This is a genomic window from Anaeromyxobacter sp. SG17 (assembly GCF_022690695.1).
GTDB lineage: Bacteria > Myxococcota > Myxococcia > Myxococcales > Anaeromyxobacteraceae > Anaeromyxobacter > Anaeromyxobacter soli.
The window spans coordinates 12,995-32,192 of sequence record NZ_JALCYX010000009.1; the positions used below are offsets into that span (position 1 = coordinate 12,995).

Below are 19,198 nucleotides of genomic sequence, written 5' to 3' on the forward strand. Positions count from 1 at the left end.
CGGACGTGGCGGGCGCACGTGGTAGAAGGGCGCTCCATGCTGACCTCCGCCCTCGCCGCGCTCGTCGTGGCCACGGCCGCGCCCCGGCCGTTCACGGTGGACGACCTCGTGGCGCTCCCGCGCGTCGGAGCGCCCGAGCTCTCGCCGGACGGCGCCCGGGTCGCCTTCACGGTGGGGCGACTCGACCGGGCGGGCGACAAGATCTCCTCGGCCCTCTACGTCGTCCCCGCGGCGGGCGGCGTGCGGCGGCAGCTCACCGATCGTGACGAGCGCATCTCCTCACCGCGCTTCTCTCCGGATGGCAAGCGGCTCGCCTTCGTCTCGACGCGCGGCGGTACCCCCCAGGCGCACGTGGTGGACCTCGCCTCGGGTGAGATCCGGCCGGTGAGCGACCTGCCCGGCGGTGTGAGCGAGCTGCTCTGGGCGCCGGACGGCGCCTCGCTCCTCGTCACCGCGGACGTGGACCCGCGCTGCGGCGCCGACGCCGCCTGCGCAGCCAGGGCGGAGGCGGAGGCGAAGGGCAAGCCGCGCCTCGCGACCCGTCTCCTGTTCCGGCACTGGAACGAGTGGCGCGAGCGGCTGCGCACGCACGTCCTCAGGGTGCCACTCGACGGCGGCGCGCCCGCGGACCTCACGCCGGGCGATCGCGACGCGCCGCCCGCCGTCCGCGGCGGCGTGGACGATCTCGCGGTCTCGCCCGACGGGAAGACGCTCTACTTCACCTCCGTCGCCGACCCGCTCGAGGCGGCCTCCACCAACGCGGACGTCTTCGCGGTGCCGCTCGCGGGCGGCGAGGCCCGCCGCGTGACGAGCGGGCCGGGCTGGGACGCGAGCCCGCGTCCCTCCCCCGACGGCAACCGGATCGCCTGGCTCTCGCAGGCGCGCGGCGGCTACGAGTCGGACCGCTTCCGGGTGATGGTGGCCGGGACGGACGGCAAGGACGCCCGCGACCTCACCGCCGGCACGGAGCTCTCGGCGAGCGACCTCCACTGGGCGCGGGGCGGCGCGGCGCTGCGGTTCGCGGCGCTCACCTCCGGCTACCACGAGCTCTACGAGGTGGACGTCCGGAGCGGGAAGATCGCGAAGCTCGCCGGCACACCGGCGCTCGGCGGAAGGCCGCGCGTGAACGTCCAGTCGGTCTCGTACTCGGCCGACGGGACGCGCGCCGCGGCGCTCGTGGACGGGATCTCCGCCCCGCCCGAGGTCGCGGTGCTGGAGGGAGCACCGGGCAAGGCGCGCTGGGCGGAGCGCACGCGGCTCGCCGCGGACGCGCTCGCCGGCGTCGCGCGCCCGATGCTGCGGCCGCTCGAGGCGATCTCGAAGGACGGCACGAAGGTGTTCGGCTGGATCGTCCTCCCCGCCGGCCACCGCGACGGCGAGCGCCACCCGGCGGCGGTGCTCGTCCACGGGGGACCGCAGGGCGCCTGGAACGACGCCTGGACCTCGCGCTGGAACGCCATGCTGTACGCGGCGCGCGGCTACGCGGTGGTGCTGCCGAACCCGCGCGGCTCGACCGGCTACGGGCAGGCCTACGTGGACGCCGTCTCGCGCGACTGGGGCGGCAAGCCCTACGAGGACCTAATGGCCCTCGTCGATGCCGCCATCGCCCTAGGCACGGTGGACGGTGAGCGCATGTGTGCCGCGGGCGCGAGCTACGGCGGCTACATGGTTCACTGGCTGAACGGCCAGACCGACCGCTTCCGCTGCCTCGTCTCGCACGCCGGGATCTTCGACCTGGAAGCCTTCTTCTACCGGACCGAGGAGCTGTGGTTTCCGGAGTGGGAGTTCGGCGGGACGCCGTTCGAGCAGCCGGGCGACTACCAGAAGTTCTCGCCCTCTCGCTTCGTGCAGCGCTGGCACACGCCCACCCTCGTCTCGGTGGGCGAGCTCGACTACCGCACCGGCGTCGACCAGGGCTACGCGGCCTTCACGGCCCTGCAGCGGCGCGGGATCCCTTCGAAGCTCCTCGCATTCCCCGACGAAGGGCATTGGGTCTCCAAGCCGAAGAATGCGAGAGTGTTCTACGATGTTGTGCTCGGGTGGCTCGACGAGCACATCGGCCCCGCGGCGAACCTGTCCGCGAAGGCGCGCTAACCTCCCGAAACCGCTTGCCGTTCGAACCCGCCCTGCCATAATCCGGACCCCGCCGTGCTCAACTGGCTTCACAACATGCTGTCGCGCGATCTCGCGATCGATCTCGGGACCGCGAACACCCTCATCTACATCCGCGGCATGGGCATCGTCTCGAACGAGCCCAGCGTCGTCGCCGTCCAGCAGGACGCGCGCGGCGGCCGCAAGGTCCTCGCCGTGGGCAAGGAGGCGAAGGAGATGCTCGGGCGCACGCCCGGGAACATCGTCGCCATCCGCCCGATGAAGGACGGAGTCATCGCCGACTTCGAGGTCACGGCGGCGATGCTCAAGTACTTCATCCAGAGCGCGCACAACCGGAAGAGCTTCGTGAAGCCGCGCATCATCATCGGCATCCCCTCGGGGATCACCGAGGTGGAGAAGCGCGCGGTGCGCGAGGCGGCCGAGAGCGCGGGCGCGCGCGAGGTCTACCTCATCGAGCAGCCCATGGCGGCGGCGATCGGGGCGGGCCTGCCCATCACCGAGCCCTCGGGCAACATGATCGTCGACATCGGCGGCGGCACCTCCGACGTCGCGGTGATCTCGCTCGGTGGGATCGTCTACAGCCGCTCGGTGCGCATCGCCGGCGACAAGATGGACGAGGCGATCATCCAGCACATCAAGCGCAAGTACAACCTCCTCATCGGCGAGCGCACCGCCGAGCTCATCAAGATGGGCATCGGCACCGCCTATCCGACCGAGGAGGAGCTCACGATGGACATCAAGGGGCGCGACCTCGTCGCCGGCGTGCCGCGCACCCTGACCGTCACGTCCTCCGAGATCCGCGAGGCGCTCTCCGAGCCCATCAACGGAATCGTCGAGGCGGTGAAGGTGACGCTCGAGCGGACCCCGCCCGAGCTCGCGGGCGACATCGCCGACCGCGGCATCGTCCTCGCGGGCGGCGGCGCCCTGCTCAAGAACCTCGACGTGCTGCTCCGCGAGGAGACCGGGCTCCCGGTGTTCCTCGCCGAGGACCCGCTCTCGTCGGTCGTCATCGGCGCGGGGAAGGCGCTCGAGGAGCTGGACATCCTGCGCCAGGTCACGGCGCACGGGTAGCTCGTCCGTCCCGCCCCGAACGAAGCGCGCCTGGCGAAGGCGCTCTCTCCACGACCGCCGCCGGCCCTCGGGCCGCGGCGGTCGTTCCGCCTGAGGGTCGCTGCGGCCGCGTGACGTCTCGATCGGTCTCCGGTGAGGCCGGGGCGGCCTCCCGGTTGACGGATCGTCGAGCGCGGCGAGGGGTCTCGCGCCGAGGCCTCGCGGGCGTTAGGTCCCGCGCATGGCCCTGGCGCTCGAGCTCGAGGGATCGCCGATCGCGTACGCGGCGGCCGGGCTCGTCGTCGCCATCGCCTTCGCGTTCGGGGTCGCCGCCTCCACCGAGCCGCCGGCGGAGCGGGACGTGGGAGCACGGCTCGCGTACGCGGAGTGCCTCGCCTCGGGGCGCACCCGCGCTGCGTGCGCGCCGAGGCGCGACGTCGCGCTCACGATGTGCGCGGCGCGGCGGCCGCTCTCCGAGTGCGAGGAGCTCCTCGCCGAGGCGGACCGCGCGCCGCTGGAGGTGCTCGCCGGGGCGGAGGACGCGCGCGTGGCGGGTCCGCTCCACGGCAGCGCCCGCCGCGCCGCCGCCGGGGCGGTGCTCTCGGTCGCCGCCCTCGCGATCGTCGTCGCGCGGCGCCGGCCGCGCGAACGCCGGGCTCGCGCTCGCCTCGCTCCCGGCGCTCGCGGCGGCGGCGTTCGGCGTGCTCGTGTCGGCGGCCGTGCCGGAGAGCGAGGTCGCGCTGGTCGGATTCGGCCTGTTCGTCGCGACGTTCGCGGCGGTGGTGGGGATGCCCGTCGCGGCGGGCGCGGCGGACCCGTCGCCGGCGGCACGGCGCCAGCGTGTGCACGCGAGCCTCGCGGTGGTCGCGTGTGGGATGTCGCTCTGGATCGTCCTCGTCGGACCCATCCCGGCGGGGCTCGCGGGCGTGCTGCAGGCTTTCTCGGCGGTGGCGCTCGCACTGACAGGCTATCTCGCGCCGCGCTCATTATGATGCGCGGCCATGCCCATCGCCCCCGCGGCGGCCCTCGCGGCCGCGCTCCTCTCCGCAACCGCCCAGGACCTCGTCACCACCGCCGAGCGCACCGCCTTCGAGCGCACCGGCCGCTACGACGAGGCGGTCCGGCTGTGTCGCGACTACGCGCGCGCCTTCCCGCGGCGCGCCCGCTGCGTGAGCTTCGGCGTGACGCCGGAGCGGCGCGAGCTCGTGGCGCTCGTCGCGAGCGCCGACGGCGTCCTCACCCCCTACGCGGCTCGCGCGCGGCGGCGCCCGGTGGTCCTGTTCCAGGGCGCCATCCACGCGGGCGAGCTCGACGGCAAGGACGCGGGCTTCATCCTGCTCCGCGAGCTGCTGCGGAAGGGCGGCGGCCCGCTCGCGGGCGTCACCGCGGTGTTCGTGCCGGTCTTCAACGTCGACGGGCACGAGCGGTTCGGGCCGCTGCAGCGGCCGAACCAGCGCGGGCCGCTCGAGGCGGGCTGGCGCGTGACCGCGGCGAACCTGAACCTGAACCGCGACTACCTGAAGGCGGACGCGCCCGAGACGCGCGCCATGCTCGCGCTCCTGCGCAAGTGGGATCCCATCGTCTACGCGGACCTGCACGTCACCGACGGCGCGCAGTTCCAGCACGACCTCGCCGTGATGGTCGAGCCGCGCTTCGGCTACGCCGCGGCGCTCCGTCCCGAGGGCGCTGCGCTCTCCGAGGCGCTCCTCGCGCGCCTCACCACCGGCGGCCACCTCCCGGTGGACTTCTACCCCTCCTTCCGCGAGGACGGCGATCCGGCGAGCGGGTTCGCGCAGGGCGTGCCGCCGCCGCACTTCGGCCACGGCTACTGGGCGGCGCAGGACCGCATCGGCATCCTCCTCGAGGCGCACTCGTGGCGTCCCTACGGCGAGCGCGTGAAGGGGGCGGTCGACTTCCTCCGCGCGCTCCTCGAGCTCGCCGCCGAGCGCGGCGCCCGCTGGCGCGCCGCCGCCGAGCGCGCGGATCGCGAGGCGCCGGCGCTCGCCGGGCGCGAGGTCGCGCTCGCCTTCGAGCCCACCGGCGAGCCGACGCCCCTCGCCTTCCGGGGCTACGCCTACGTCCGCGAGCCCTCCGTCGTGACCGGCGCGCCCGTGACCCGCTACGACGAGTCGCGCCCGGAGGTCTGGAACGTGCCGTACCTCGCCGCGCTCCGCCCGGCCGCGAGCGCCGTCCTCCCGAGGGGCGGCTGGGTGGTGCCGGCCGGCTTCGCGGAGCCGGTCGCGGCGAAGCTCGCGGTCCACGGGGTGCGCTTCGAGCGCCTCGGCGGCGCGCGCCCGCCGCGCGAGGTGGAGGTCTTCCGCGCCACGGAGGCGAAGTTCCGCGCCGAGCCGTTCGAGGGGCGCCAGCAGCTCTCGGTGAAGGGCGCGTGGGCCTGCGAGCGGCGGTCGATCGGGGCGGGCGCGCTGTTCGTGCCCGTCGCCCAGCCGCGCGCGCTCGTCGCGGCGCACCTCCTCGAGCCGGCCGCGCCCGACGCGCTCCTCGCCTGGGGGACCTTCAACGCCGCCTTCGAGCGCAAGGAGTACATCGAGGACTACGTGCTCGAGCCGTTCGCCCGCCAGCTGCTCGCGGAGGACGCGGCGGTCCGCGCGGAGTGGGAGCAGCGGCTCGCGGATCCGACGTTCGCGGCGGACCGGCGGGCGCGGAGCGAGTTCTTCTTCCGCCGCCACCCGGCCTGGGACGAGACGTACCGACGCTATCCGGTGGTGCGGGTGGACGCGCGGCCTTGAGGAGCTGAGGCGGCTCCGGCGCGCCGCGGAACCGCATGATGTGGAGCGCGCAGCGCGATGTCGTCCCGCCCCGGCGGGCTGTCGGGAGAACCCGACGCCGGAGCGCGCAAGCCCGCGAGAGGAGGCGCGGCGATCCTGGCAGCGGTCGTGCAGTAGGGAGCGAGCACGGCGGACGCGACGCGGTGGTGCTCGCCGGAACCTTCCAGACCGCAGCGAACCAGGAGAACCGTCATGCAGAGCAAGACCCCCTCCCTCATCGGCGCCGGACTCGGCCTCGCCCTCTTCCTCGCCGTCGCGCTCCTCCCCTCGATGCTGTACGGCGGCTACGCGGGCGTGCTCCTCGCCGGCGGCATCTTCGGCACGCCGCTCGAGCCGACGTTCCTCGTGCGCGCGCTCATCGTCTTCGGGATCGTGCTCGGCGTGGCCGGCGTGGGCGCGCTGTTCGCGGTGATGGGCGCCGCCGCGGGCGCCGGCGTGGGCGCGCTGACCGGCCTCGCCGTCCGGAAGCCGGCCGCCCAGGAGGCGTCGCCCGAGTAGCTGCGCCGCCGATGTGCCGCTCGACCCGTCGCGGGCCCGGGGACCTCTCCGGGCTCGCGGCTTTTCTCGCGGCGGTGTGCGCGAACGCGCAGCCTTTCCCGTTCGGGCCGATTGCGCGCAAGCTTTGCGACCTCCCGGCGATTGATGTCGCGCAAACCCTCGTGATTTCCGGAACATAACCTCAGAATCTGTTTGGGTGCAGGGGCATGTCCGTTGCACCCGCGACCCACCGCCTATGCGAGCCATTCTCCTCTCCTTCGCGCTCCTCCTCGCCTCGACCGCTCGAGCGGAAGAGCCGAAGCTGCCCCAGGGCAGCGACACCTGTCTCCAGTGCCACTCCCCCGGCGGCGACGGCCCCACCGTCCACCCGGACCTCTTCGCCAAGTCCGTCCACGCCCAGAACGGCGTCGGCTGCACGGACTGCCACGCGGGCTACACGGAAGAGCACGCGATGGGCGGCACCCTCCCGCCCCTGTCCGACGCGGAGCAGAAGTTCGTCTCCCGGCTGGAGAAGGCCGCCTGGGCCGACGGCGAGAAGAAGGTGAAGGTCACCTCCCCGCGCGCCTACCTCGCCTGCCAGAACTGCCACACCGAGCAGACCGACGCGTTCGCCGCCTCGGTCCACTCGAAGTGGCAGCGTGAGGACGCGAAGGTCGCGGGTCCCACCTGCGCCTCCTGCCACGGCTCGCTCCACTCCGTGAAGGCGCTGGCGTTCTACGAGCCGAAGTCCGGCGCCCGCCAGCCGGTGCCCGAGGATCGCCGCGCGATGGCGAAGCGCTGCGAGGCCTGCCACGGCAACGAGGAGTTCGCCAAGGAGGCCGGCCTCAACCCCGAGGCGGCGGTCACCTACCACGACTCCATCCACGGCCGCCTCGTCCGCGTCGGCAACACCTTCGCGCCGGTGTGCGTGAGCTGCCACGCGGCGCCCGCGAACCGGGGCGGCACCCACGCGATCGTGGCGAAGACGGACCCGAACTCGATCGTGAACGTGAAGAACCGCAAGGACGCCTGCGCGCGCTGCCACGCCGGCGCCACGGACAGCTTCGCGTCGCTCATCGCCCACAAGACGCCGCAGGAGACGTCCGGGCACCCCGTCCCGCACATCATCCACATCGCGTTCTCGTACCTCACCACGCTCACGCTGCTGTTCTTCGCGTTCCACGTGCTCGTCGACTTCGTCTACGAGCTGCGCCAGCGCATGCGGGCGAAGGGCGGCCACGGCCCCTCCGTCGACGCGGTGCGGAGCGTCATCCGGTTCGACATCCACCAGCGCATCCAGCACTGGCTCATGCTCTCCGGCGTCATCCTGCTCGGCATCACCGGCTGGCCGCTCCGCGGCGCCGGGACGTTCGGCAACGCGCCCATCATCGGGGGCAGGGACGCGGCGCCCTACTCCGAGGCGTTCATGAAGATCTTCGGCGGCGCGGAGGGCGCGGCGATGTGGCACCGCGTCGGCGCCGTCCTCATCATCGCCTCGTCGATCTACCACCTCTTCTACCTGACGTTCCTCGCCGCCCAGAAGCGGCTCCCGCTCTCGATGCTGCCCGGGCCGAAGGACGCCGTCGACATGCGGGACAACATCCTCTTCATGCTCGGCGTGAAGAAGGAGCGGCCCAGGTTCGACCGGTACATGTACCTGGAGAAGTTCGACTACTGGGCCGTGTTCTGGGGCATCGTGATGATGGTGGGCACCGGGTTCATCTTCTGGTTCCCGGCCTTCTTCGCGGCGTGGGCGCCGAGCTGGCTCATCTCCTCCGCCCTCATCATCCACGGCGAGGAGGCGACGCTCGCGATCCTCTTCCTCTTCGTGGTGCACTTCTACAACGTGCACCTGAAGCCCTCGATCTTCCCGATGAACTGGGCCTGGCTGAACGGCCGGATCAGCGTCGAGATGATGAAGCACGAGCATCCGCTGGAGTACGACCGGATGAGCGACGAGCAGAAGTAAGCCGCCCGCCCAGGGAGCGAGCGTCGGGGGGCCGCGCGGGAGACTGCGCGGCCCCCCTCTTTTTCCAGGGCGGCGCGGACGCGCGGACCCGGGACGGGCCGCGCTACAATCGCGCTCCCCCATGAGGCTCTCACGCCCCGCGAAGACGCTGGCCCTCACCCTCGCCGCGCTCGCCGTGGCCGCCCTCGCCGCGGGCGCGTGGCGCTTCAAGCGCTACGTCGACGAGGATCCGCGCCTCTGCGCGACCTGCCACCAGGCGAGCCCGGAGTTCGCGCTCTGGATGGCCGGCACGCACAAGAGCGTCGCCTGCCAGCGCTGCCACCACGCGAAGGCCGAGCAGGGCGTCGCCATGCTGGGCGCGTTCCTCCTCGGGAAGGCGCCGGCGGGGCACGGCGGCGTCGAGATCGGCTCCTGCGCCGAGTGCCACTTCTCGCACGACCCGCGCTGGCCGCAGGTGGGGGGCTCGCGCGGCCACCGGATCCACTACGAGCAGCACCGCATCGCCTGCGTGCGCTGCCACGCCGCGAGCATGCACGGCTTCGAGCCCATCGCCGCGAAGTGCGCCGAGTGCCACCCCGGCCACGCCGTCCGCGTGCAGGGCATGGAAGGGATGCACTGCTTCGCGTGCCACGAGTTCCTCGGCGACGCTCCCGGGCTCCGGCCGACGCGCCGCGACTGCCTCCGCTGCCACACCGCCCAGGGCATCCACGCGCCGGTGAAGGAGCACGGCCCGATGGCGATGGCCTGCTCGAGCTGCCACCGGCCGCACGCCCCGCCGGGCGAGACGCTCGTCTCCTGCACGCACTGCCACGACTTCGCCGCGACGCGGCGCGCGGGGCTGCACGCGAACGCCGCCCACGCCCGCTGCGTGGACTGCCACCCGCCGCACACCTGGTCCGCCGAGCCGGCGAGCTGCCAGCGCTGCCACGCGCACGCCAGCGCGCACGCGAACGGGAAGACCTGCACCGCCTGCCACGCCTTCGCCGGCGCGCCTCGGCCCCTGCACCCGCAGGAGGAGGGCGGGCCGTGACCCTCAGGCTCAAGCTCTTCGTCCTCATCGCGGCGGTCATCATCTTCGCGATGAGCGGCGTCACCGCGGTCGCGCTCTGGCGCGAGGTGGTCCGCGGCCAGGAGCTCCTCGCGCGCGAGGGCGTCGCCATCGCGTCCACGGCCGCCACGGCGGGCGCCCACTGGGTGCGGGCCGATGGCGTGGATCCGGGCGGCGAGGCCGCGCTCCCCGCGGTGCTCGAGCGGGTGGTGGCGAGCGCACCGCTCGACCGCGCCTGGATCGTCGACCGCAGGGGCAAGGTCCTCGCCTGCGTCACGCGCACGGAGGAGCCCTGCCCCGAGGGCGTTCCGCCCAGCGAGTTCCAGGTCGCGGAGGCGCCGCTGCAGGCGCTCGGGCGGCTCCTGCGACCGGAGGGGATCGTGGCCTCCGCGCCCATCCTGCGAGGCGGCGCGGTGGTGGGGGCGGTGCGGGTCGACTTCACCCACGAGGAGGTGATCGGCAACGCCCGCAACCTGGCGTGGGGGGCGAGCATCGTCGCCGCCTTCTGGATCTTCGTCGGGCAGCTGCTCGCCGCGATCTTCCTCCGCCGCGTGACCCAGCCGCTCGTGCGGCTGTCCGAGGCGGCCGAGTCGCTCGTCGAGGAGCGCGGCGTGCGCCTCGAGGAGCCTGAGGAGCGCGAGCTCGCCGATCTCGTGCGCGCGTTCAACGACATGTCCCGGCGGCTCGACGACCGCCGCGCCGAGAACCAGCGGCTCATCGCCGAGCTCGAGGAGCGCGTCGCCCAGAAGACCCGCGAGGTGCTGCGCGCGGACCGCCTCGCGACGCTCGGCGGGATCGCCGCGGGCTTCGCCCACGAGATCGGGAACTCCCTGAACGTCATCCGCGGCTACGCGTCGGTGGCGGCCCGCGAGCTCCCGCCGGAGGCGGAGGTGAAGGGCGACGTGGAGGCGATCCGCCGCGAGGTGACGCGCGCGGCGGTGCTCATCGAGCGCTTCCTCGTGTTCGCGCGCGCCCGCACGGTCCACCCGATCGCCCAGCCGGTCGAGCCGATCCTGCGCGAGGCGGTGGAGGTGGTCGGCCCCGCGGCCGCGCAGGCGCGGGTGGAGCGCGTGGTCGAGATCGCGCCGGACCTCCCGGACGTGGTGGCCGACGGGGAGCTGCTCCGCCAGGCGTTCCTGAACCTCTGCGTGAACGCCGTGCAGGCGATGCAGGAGCGCGGGGGCGGCACGCTCGTGGCCCGCGCCCGCCGCGAGGGCGAGGCCGTGGTGGTCGAGGTGGCGGACAGCGGCCCCGGCCTCGAGCGCGACGTCTCGGCGCACGTGTTCGACCCGTTCTTCACCACCAAGGCGAACGGGACCGGCCTCGGCCTCGCCATCGTGCGCCAGGCGGCGGAGGCGCACGGCGGGACCGTCGAGGTCGAGAGCGCGCCCGGGCGCGGCGCGACCTTCCGCATCCGCCTCCCCGCCGCGCCGTCCGAAGCGGCCGTCGCGCTCGCAGGGGACGCCGTGAGAGGAGCGCCGTGAGCAAACCGAACCTCATGGTCATCGACGACCTCGACTCGGCGCGCCAGATGATGAAGCGCACGCTCGGGCGGTCCTACGCCGTGTACGACTTCCCCTCCGTCGCCGAGGCGCTCCCCGCGGTGGAGCGGGCCGAGTTCGACGCGATCGTGACGGACCTGCGCATGCCAGGGCTCGACGGCATCGAGGGGATGCGCCGCTTCAAGGCGAAGGTGCCGGAGATCCCGGTCATCCTCGTCACGGCGTTCGCCACGGTGGAGACCGCGGTCGAGGCGATGAAGGCGGGCGCGTTCGACTACCTCAAGAAGCCGTTCGAGCCGGAGGAGCTCGAGCTCGTCGTCGCCCGCGCCGTGGAGCACGCCCGCATCAAGCGGGAGAACGCGCGGCTCCGGAGCGCCCTCGCCGGCGAGTTCGGCGTGCACGGGATCATCGGGAAGTCGCAGCCGATGAAGGCGCTCGTCGGGATGCTCGAGCGGATCGCCCCCTCCGACGTGCCGATCCTGGTCGAGGGCGAGTCCGGCACCGGCAAGGACCTCCTCGCCCGCGCGGCGCACGCCATGAGCCGGCGCGCGGGCGGGCCCTACGTGGCGCTCAACATGAGCGCCATCCCCGAGAACCTCGCCGAGGCGGAGCTGTTCGGGCACGAGAAGGGCGCCTTCACCGGCGCCGAGCAGGCGCGGGCCGGGTTCTTCGCCGAGGCGGAGGGCGGCACGCTCTTCCTCGACGAGATCGGCCTCCTCCCGCCGGCGCTGCAGCCGAAGCTCCTGCGCGTGCTCCAGGACGGCGAGTACATCCCGGTGGGCAGCCGCAAGCCGCGCAAGGCGAACGTGCGGGTGATCGCTGCGACGAACGAGGACCTCGCCCGGGCCGTGAAGGAGGGGAAGTTCCGCGAGGACCTCTGGTTCCGGCTGCGCGTCGTCCCGCTCCGGCTCCCGCCCCTGCGCGAGCGGCGCGAGGACATCCCGCTCCTCGTCGAGCACTTCGTCGAGAAGCACGCCCTGCGCCTCGGCCGGCCGCCCCTCGCGCCGGACGGCGAGGCGATGCGCGCGCTCCTCGACCACCCCTGGCCCGGCAACATCCGCGAGCTCGAGCACGCGATCGAGCGCGGGCTCCTGCTGGCGCGCGGAGACGCGATCACCCTCGCGGACCTCCCGCCCGAGCTCACCCCGCCCGCAGGCGACGCGGCGGCGGGCGGGGCGGAGGGGCGCTACCGGCGCGCGCGCGACGCGTGGGAGCGGAAGTTCCTCGAGGACCTCCTGCGCGAGGCGGGCGGCAACGTCGCGAAGGCGGCCGAGTCGGCCGGCCTGCACCGCTCCACGCTCTACGAGAAGCTCCAGCGCTACGGGCTCGTGGAGAAGGACACGAAGGCGTGAGCCGGGGCCGCGGCCTCGCCGGCCGCTCGTCGCGTCCGCGCGCGCCACGGGCCGCGACGCTCCGGGCCGCGTCGCTCGACGACGCGACCGCCGTCGCGCGGGTCATGCGCTCGGCCGTCCGCGGGCGCGGCGCCGCCGCCTACTCCGACGCCGAGCTCCGCGCCTGGGCGTCGCTGCCGGCGCTGTACCACCGCTGGGCCATGGCGGCCGGCGGCGAGCGCTACGTCGTGGCGGAGCGCGACGGCCTCGTCGTGGGGTACGCGGCGCGGCGCGGCACGGAGCTCACCGCCGTCTTCGTCCTGCCCCGCGCCGCCGGCCGCGGCCTGGGGAGCGCGCTCGTCCGGCACGCCGCGCGCGCCGCTCGCCGCGCGGGCGCGACGCGGCTGCGCGTCCTGGCCGCGCTCGGCGCCGTCCCGTTCTACGAGCGCCTCGGCTTCGCGCGCCGCGGGGACCTCCGCGTCCCCCTCCCCGGCGGCGCCTCGCTCGCCGCGATCCGCATGGAGAAGCGGCTCGACAGTCCGGACGGCCGCGCCGGGAAGCGCGAGCCGAAGCCAGGGAAACGTCCTTCGGATCGAACGCGGGTGCGCCCGCGCGGGAGGTGAACGGAATGGTGAAGCACATCGTGTTCTGGACGCTCAAGGAGCGGGCCGAGGGCGGCTCCCGCGAGGAGAACGCCCGCAGGGTGAAGGCGGCGCTCGAGGGGCTCGCGGGCCGCATCCCCGGGCTCCTCGAGATCGAGGTGGGCATCGACTTCGCGCGCAGCGAGGCGTCCTTCGACGTCGCGCTCTACTCCACGTTCGTGGATCGCGCCGCGCTCGACGCCTACCAGGCGCACCCGGAGCACCGCGCCGTCGCCGACCTCATCGCGCGCGTGCGCGAGAACCGGGCGGTGGTGGACTACGAGGCGCGCGGCTAGAGCGCCGACATGAGCCGGCGACCGCCGACGGGCGAGGCGCCGGTCGGCCACGGCCCCCGCAACGACGCGTTCCGGTGGGAGACGAAGCGGCCCGAGGACGGGGCGCTCGCGTTCCGCTGCGGGAGCCGCGCCTGCCCGGCTACATCCGCCCGCACGGACGGCGGAACGGGCAGCGGCGGCAGCCGTCGCGCTCGGCGTGCTGCGGGAACTGGTCGATGAGGGCCTGGTTGCGGGTGGGGTCGGCGAGCACGGCCCGCATCTGCCCGATGGAGTGGCGCATCTCCGCCTGGCACCGCTCCAGCGCGGCCGCGTCGGCGGCGACCGACACCGTGTCACCGCCCGAGCCGGCGCCGTTCGCGACGAGGTAGACGAGCCCGCCCAGCACCTGGTCGGGCGGGGCGCTCCACTTCCGCTGCGCGTAGAGCGCGTAGATCCCCACCTGCGTGTGGTCGACGCCGCGCTCCTTGCCGGTCTTCCAGTCGAGGATCCGCACCCGCCCGTCGGCGTCGCGGTAGGCGAAGTCGATCGCGACCCAGATCTTGGTCCCCTCGAAGCTCCAGGAGTCGAGCTCGTCCACCGAGAGCCACTGCTCGCGCGGCGTGCGGCGGATCTCCTCGAAGGTGGGGCTCGCGTAGAACGCCCGGAGCGCGCCGTCCACGACGCCCTCGTAGAGCCGCTTCCAGTCCTCGCCGGGCACCACGTCGCCGTACTCGTGCTCGACGAGACCGACGATGCGCGACGCCTCTCGCCAGTAGCTCTTCTCGCGCGAGGTCGACCACTGCGCCCGCGCGCGGGCCCGCGTCCGCTCCAGCATCCGGTCCAGGGAGAGGAAGTCGCCGGTCGCGCGCGCCCGCGAGAGCATCTGCTTCAGCGCGTCGTGCACGACGGAGCCGGCCCACTGCCAGCGGGAGGAGAGCTTCTTGAGGACGTAGAGCTCGCGCACCGTCGAGCCCGGCGCGGCTTCCCAGCCGCCCCAGCTCCCGTAGTACGCGTAGTAATAGGCGCGCCGGCACTCCACGAACTTCTCGTGGCGCGACTTCGACCAGGAGAACTCGTTCTGGAGGTCGGCCATGGCGGGGTGCGGCGGGCCGGGAGCCCGCCGCCGGCGCCGTGTACTTCGGCACCCCGCCCGGCGGGCCCTCCACGGGGGCGGGGGCGAGCGGTTGGTTTCGAACGGGTCGCGATCGCGGCCCAAATTGCGGTCGAGGTCGCGCGTCGCGTCGCGTCGACCGACGCTAGCTCTCGCCCGGCGTCGAGCTCGCGGTCGTCACGGCAGCGGAGATCGCTTTGGGCTCGGGGGTCGGCGTGAACCTCGGCGCCGACCCCCGCGTCACCCCACCCGCGCCTCGGCGAGCGAGAGGCGGACCGCGCGCGGCACCCTCACGACGAAGGTCGTGCCCTGTCCCGGCGCCGACTCGACGTCCACCTGCGCGCCCTGGGCCTCCGTGAGGGTCCGCACCACGAAGAGCCCCAGGCCGACGCTGGAGTGGGCGCCCGGGAGACCGCGCGGCGCCCGCTGGAACGGCTCGAAGATGCTGGCCCGGATCGCGGGATCGAGCCCGGGCCCCTCGTCGCGCACCTCGAGGCGGACCGCGCCGTCCTCGCCGACCGCGCCGACGCGCACGGGCCGGTCGGGATCGCCGTACTTGAGCGCGTTCGAGAGCAGGTTCGCGACCACCTGCTCCATGCGATCCGGGTCGAACCGGGCGCGCGTGTCCCCCGCGCGCAACAGCTCGATCCGGTGGCCGCGGGCGTCGGCCAGGTCCTCCGCGACGCGGGTGCAGACGTCGTACAGGTCGGCCTCGCACAGGTGGACCGGGATCTCGGCGCCGGCCTTGGCGCGACTCCAGTCGAGGAGGTCGCGGATGAGCCGCTCCATCCGCCGGCCCGCGGCGGCGATCCGGCGGGCTGCGCGCTTGGCGTCCTCGGGGAGGTCGGTGCGAGCGAGCGCCCACGCCGCGGTGAGGATCCCGGAGAGCGGGTTGCGCAGGTCGTGGCTCACCACCGCGACGATCCGCTGCTGCACCTCGAGCACGCGCGCCCGCTCCGCCTCGTGCGCCTCGCGGGCGCGGATCTCCTGCCGCACCACCCGCGCCGCGCCGAGGACGAACGCGAGCAGGAGCCCGTCGAGGCCGACGAACACGGCGTTGGAGATCGTGCGGGTGCGGCGGGCCGAGGCCATCGCGCGGGCAACCTCCGCCTCCTCGCGCCTCTCGAGCGCCTCGAGCGCGGCGTGCGCCCGCTCGAGCGGCGGCACCGCCTCGGTGGCGCGCTGCATCCGCGCCTCCTCGAAGCGCCCGGCGTCGGCGAGCGCGAGGGCGCGCCCCTGGCCGTCGACGAGGCGCTTCACGGCCGGGCGGATCTTCCCGAGGTAGACCCCGTCGTCGTCCACGCGCTCGGCGCCGACCGCGTCGGTGAGGTGCTGCACCGCGCCGGGGATCCTCCCCCGCGCGTTCTCGTAGCGGGCGCGGTGCCGGGCGTCGCCGCCCGCGACGTACGCGTCCAGGGCCGCGTCGGAGACGAGCATCGCGGACTCGAGCTCCTCGACCGCGAGCTGCGTGTCCGCGGCCATCTCCGCCGCGACGCTCGCGTCGGTCCTCTTCCCGAGGGTGACGCCGGACAGCACGCCCGAGGCGATGAGGGAGGCGACCGCCACGGCGAAGCCGAGCGCGACGCGCTTCGGCAACCCGAACCACCGGCCGGTCTTCCCCGCCATCATCGACCTCGCGTGAGGAGAACATCCAACACGTGTACGCGTCCGAGGTCATCGTGTCCCGATGTCGCACCCGAGCGAGCGCGGGCGGATATCGCACCTCGCGAAGAGGGCGAAGAGCGACGCCGCGCGCTCCGACGCGGAACGCGGAGGCCGCTGTGGGACAGCGCGATCCGCGTCGGGGAGCGGCGCGGGGGCGCGCCCGCGTCCTCAGCGCGCGCCCGCCGCGCGGGCCGGACGCGTCCCACGCGCCGGGGAGGGGGCGGGGCGTTCATCGACCGGTCCGAGCGGGAGCCCCGCGAGCTGGGGCCGTACGACGGACGGGTTCCCGACCATGACCACCGTCATGCGGGCCGGATCGAGGTAGCGCTGCGCGATCCGCCGGACCGCCTCGGCGTCCACCTTCCGCACCGCGTCGGCGTAGCCGTTCCAGTAGTCGTCGGGCAGCCCGTGCAGGGCGAGCTCCGCGACGCGGGAGGCGATCCCTCCGGCGGTCGCGAAGTCGGCGGGCAGGCCGAGCACCAGCGCGTCCTTCGCGTCGGAGAGCTCCTGCGCCGGGACCGGCTCCTCGCGCATCCGGGCGAGCTCGTGCAGGAGCTCCTTCACGGCCGGGCCGGTGACGTCGGCCTTGACGCTGCCGGCGACGAGGCTCACGCCGGCGAGCTTGCGCGCGTCACCCATGGCGTAGACACCGTAGGTGTAACCCTTCTCCTCGCGCAGGTTGCGGAACAGGCGCGAGGAGGAGCCGCCGCCGAGCACCTGGAAGGCCACCGACGCCGCGACGAAGTCGGGCGAGGAGCGCAGGGCGCCGGGCATCCCGACGAGGAGGTACGTCTGCGGCGCGTCGGGCTTCTCGACGAGGATCGTCCGGTGCGGCGCGGCGGGCGGCGTGGGCGCGAGCCGCCCCGGCGCACCGCCGCGCTTCCAGCGGCCCAGCGTCGCCTCGAGCAGGGGGCGGAGCTCCGCCTCCGCGACGTCGCCCACCACGACGAGCTCGGCGTTCTCGGGGCGGTAGTTCCGGGCGTGGAACTCGGCGAGGTCGCGCGGGCGGGTCGCCTTCACCGACGCCTCGTTCCCGAGCAGATAGTGGCCGTAGGGCATCGGGCCCCAGAAGATCGGGATGAACGTCTTCGAGGCGATGGGCTGCGGCTGATCCCGCTGCTGGAGCAGCGCCACGAGCCGCTGGTCCTGCACGCGGTCGAAGTCCCCCCGCGGGAAGGCCGGGTTCATCGTCACGTCGGCGAAGAGCGTGAGGTACTTCGCGAGGTGCTTCGCGAGCACCGCCCCGGACACGGCGGCGGAGTCGGGGCCGGCCGAGGCGTGGATCGACGCCCCGAGGAAGTTCGTCTCGTCCGAGAGCTGGATCGCGGAGCGGGTCTTCGTCCCCTCGGTGAGCATCGCGGCGGTGAAGCTCGCGAGGCCGGGCAGGCGCGCCGGATCGCGCCCCGCGCCGGCGCCCACGAGGAGGTTCATCGCAACCACCGGGAGGCGGCGGTACTCGACGAGGCGCACCTTGAGGCCGTTCGAGAGCGCGAAGTGGCGCTGCGCGGGGAGCTCGAGCTCCGGCGCGCGCCCGAGCGGCGGGACCTGCGAGCGGTCCGGCCCTGCGGGTGCGGGCGCGGCGGCTGCGACGGGCGGCGGGGCGGCGGGCGCCTTCGCGCGCGGCCCGGCGCAGGCGAGCGACGCGGCGACGAGGAGGACGAGGGCGTTGCGGCGGATCATCGGACGGCTCCGTTCGCGGGCGGGTTCGGCTGGCTGGCGGCGGGGGGCGGCGGAGGCGCCGGGCTGGGCGCGGGCGCGGGGGCGCCCGGGCCGGGGGGAGCGCCCGCTGGCGGACGCTGCGGCGCGGGGACCTCCGGCCCGCCGGCGGACGGCGTCACGGTCAGGACGACGCGCGCGTCCTTGCGGAGGAAGCGCCGGGTGGCGGCGGAGACGTCGGCGGGGGTGAGGGCGCGGTAGCGGGCGAGGTCCTTCGCGAGGTAGCCCGGGTCGCCCGCCCGCAGGTAGTAGTCGGCGAGGGTCGCGGCGCGGCCGCCGAACCCGCCCACCGGCTCGAGCGAGAAGATCGCGCTCGACTCGATGACGTTCTTCGCGCGCTGCAGCTCCTCCGCGCTCGGAGGCTCCGCGGCGAGGCGCGCCAGCTCCTCGTCGATCTCCTTCTCGAGCCGCTCGAGCGAGATCCCCGGCTTCGGGGTGGCCACGACGAGGAACATGCCCGCGAGCGCCTGCCCGGACTGGCCCGCCGAGACGCTCTGCGCGATCCGCTCGTCCATCACGAGCCGCTTCTCGAGGCGCGCGCTCTTGCCCTCGGAGAGCACCTGGCCGGCGACGCCCAGCGCGGCGTCGCCGTCGGCGAAGAGCTTCGGCGTCTGCCACGCGATGTACAGGCGGGGGAGCTGCACGCGGTCCTGCATCGTCACGCGCTTCTCGGCCGTGATGGGCGCGGGCGCCGGCACGCTCGGCGCGGCCGGCTTCTGCTTGCCCGGGATCCCGCCGAACCACTTCTCGACGAGCGCGCGCGTCCTCGCCGGGTCGATGTCGCCGGCGATGGCGAGCACCGCGTTCTCGGGCCCGTACCAGCGCTGGAAGAACTCCTTCACGTCGCCGAGCGTCGCGGCCTCCAGGTCCTCGTGCGAGCCGATGGGCATCCAGTGGTACGGGAACTCCGGGCTCCAGAGGTTCGAGAGGATCCGCTCGTAGGCGAGCCCGTACGGCTGCATCTCGTAGTTCTCGCGCCGCTCGTTGCGCACGACGTCGCGCTGGTTGTCGAGCTTGTCCTGCGTGAGCGTGGGCAGGAGGTAGCCCATGCGGTCGGCCTCGACGAACAGCATCTGCTCGAGGGCGCTCGTCGGGACCTGCTCCCAGTACTGCGTGGTGTCCTGCGCGGTGGAGCCGTTGCCGCTCCCGCCCGCCGCGTCGAGGAGCCGGTCCGCCTCGCCCTTCGGCAGGTGCTCGGTCCCCTGGAACATGAGGTGCTCGAAGAGGTGGGCGAACCCGGTCCGCCCCTCCTTCTCGTTCTTCGAGCCGACGTCGTACTGGACGTGGACGCCGACGATGGGCGTCGTGTGATCCTCGTGGAGGATCACGGTGAGCCCGTTCTCGAGCCGGAAGAGCGTGTAGGGGATCTCGGGCGCGCTCGCGGCGTCGGCCGCGACGGCGGGAGCTTGCGCGCGCGGCAGGGCGGGGAGGAGCGCGACGGCGAGCGCGGTCGCGAGGATTCTCGGCGTCATGGCGCGGCGTTATAAGCCCCGCCTCCTCCGGCGTCACGTTCCG

At 74.1% G+C, this 19,198-nt stretch carries 15 protein-coding genes; 11 read left to right on the forward strand and 4 right to left on the reverse strand.

The window, feature by feature from the left end; all coding sequences use genetic code 11:
- Positions 1-36: 36 nt before the first annotated feature.
- The 11 genes from MNY60_RS06005 to MNY60_RS06055 all read left to right on the forward strand — a co-directional run bounded on the left by MNY60_RS06005 (position 37) and on the right by MNY60_RS06055 (position 13,212).
- Positions 37-2,094 carry a S9 family peptidase gene (locus tag MNY60_RS06005; RefSeq protein ID WP_242360202.1) on the forward strand — a complete coding sequence of 686 codons (2,058 nt, stop codon included), beginning with the start codon at positions 37-39 and terminating at the stop codon, positions 2,092-2,094.
- A gap of 54 nt (positions 2,095-2,148) precedes the next feature.
- Positions 2,149-3,183, forward strand: a complete 1,035-nt coding sequence (locus MNY60_RS06010; RefSeq protein ID WP_011984441.1) for a rod shape-determining protein — start codon at positions 2,149-2,151, stop codon at positions 3,181-3,183.
- A 680-nt stretch (positions 3,184-3,863) separates the two neighbouring features.
- Complete coding sequence (locus MNY60_RS06015; protein ID WP_242360203.1) at positions 3,864-4,154, forward strand: hypothetical protein; 291 nt, start codon at positions 3,864-3,866, stop codon at positions 4,152-4,154.
- 9 nt (positions 4,155-4,163) lie between these two features.
- Positions 4,164-5,909, forward strand: coding sequence for a M14 family zinc carboxypeptidase (locus tag MNY60_RS06020; protein ID WP_242340903.1), 1,746 nt, complete (start codon positions 4,164-4,166; stop codon positions 5,907-5,909).
- A 231-nt stretch (positions 5,910-6,140) separates the two neighbouring features.
- Complete coding sequence (locus tag MNY60_RS06025) at positions 6,141-6,446, forward strand: hypothetical protein (protein ID WP_242356623.1); 306 nt, start codon at positions 6,141-6,143, stop codon at positions 6,444-6,446.
- Between the two features lie 235 nt (positions 6,447-6,681).
- Complete coding sequence (locus tag MNY60_RS06030; protein WP_242340906.1) at positions 6,682-8,394, forward strand: cytochrome b/b6 domain-containing protein; 1,713 nt, start codon at positions 6,682-6,684, stop codon at positions 8,392-8,394.
- A 121-nt stretch (positions 8,395-8,515) separates the two neighbouring features.
- Entirely contained in the window at positions 8,516-9,424 is a 909-nt protein-coding gene (locus MNY60_RS06035) for a hypothetical protein (RefSeq protein WP_242360204.1), read from the forward strand.
- Positions 9,421-10,926, forward strand: coding sequence for an ATP-binding protein (locus MNY60_RS06040; protein ID WP_242360205.1), 1,506 nt, complete (start codon positions 9,421-9,423; stop codon positions 10,924-10,926). The genes MNY60_RS06035 and MNY60_RS06040 overlap by 4 nt, the downstream gene beginning before the upstream one ends.
- A complete protein-coding gene (locus MNY60_RS06045) occupies positions 10,923-12,296 on the forward strand; it encodes a sigma-54 dependent transcriptional regulator (protein ID WP_242356617.1) in 1,374 nt (457 codons plus the stop codon). Before MNY60_RS06040 ends, MNY60_RS06045 begins: the two co-directional genes overlap by 4 nt.
- Positions 12,293-12,898, forward strand: a complete 606-nt coding sequence (locus tag MNY60_RS06050) for a GNAT family N-acetyltransferase (protein WP_242360206.1) — start codon at positions 12,293-12,295, stop codon at positions 12,896-12,898. Before MNY60_RS06045 ends, MNY60_RS06050 begins: the two co-directional genes overlap by 4 nt.
- A gap of 5 nt (positions 12,899-12,903) precedes the next feature.
- Entirely contained in the window at positions 12,904-13,212 is a 309-nt protein-coding gene (locus MNY60_RS06055) for a Dabb family protein (RefSeq protein ID WP_242360207.1), read from the forward strand.
- Between the two features lie 139 nt (positions 13,213-13,351).
- On the opposite strand, the gene MNY60_RS06060 is transcribed toward MNY60_RS06055, so the two are convergent.
- The 4 genes from MNY60_RS06060 to MNY60_RS06075 all read right to left on the reverse strand — a co-directional run bounded on the left by MNY60_RS06060 (position 13,352) and on the right by MNY60_RS06075 (position 19,155).
- The gene (locus MNY60_RS06060; protein WP_242340913.1) at positions 13,352-14,284 is read right to left on the reverse strand and encodes a PD-(D/E)XK nuclease family protein; all 933 of its coding nucleotides are present in this window, start codon (positions 14,282-14,284) and stop codon (positions 13,352-13,354) included.
- Between the two features lie 258 nt (positions 14,285-14,542).
- Positions 14,543-15,928 (reverse strand): sensor histidine kinase KdpD, encoded by a 1,386-nt coding sequence (locus tag MNY60_RS06065; protein WP_242340914.1) that lies wholly within the window; start codon positions 15,926-15,928, stop codon positions 14,543-14,545.
- A gap of 207 nt (positions 15,929-16,135) precedes the next feature.
- On the reverse strand, positions 16,136-17,647 hold the full coding sequence (locus MNY60_RS06070; RefSeq protein WP_242340915.1) for a pitrilysin family protein: 1,512 nt from the start codon (positions 17,645-17,647) through the stop codon (positions 16,136-16,138).
- Positions 17,644-19,155, reverse strand: coding sequence for a pitrilysin family protein (locus MNY60_RS06075; protein WP_242360208.1), 1,512 nt, complete (start codon positions 19,153-19,155; stop codon positions 17,644-17,646). Before MNY60_RS06075 ends, MNY60_RS06070 begins: the two co-directional genes overlap by 4 nt.
- Positions 19,156-19,198 lie beyond the last annotated feature (43 nt).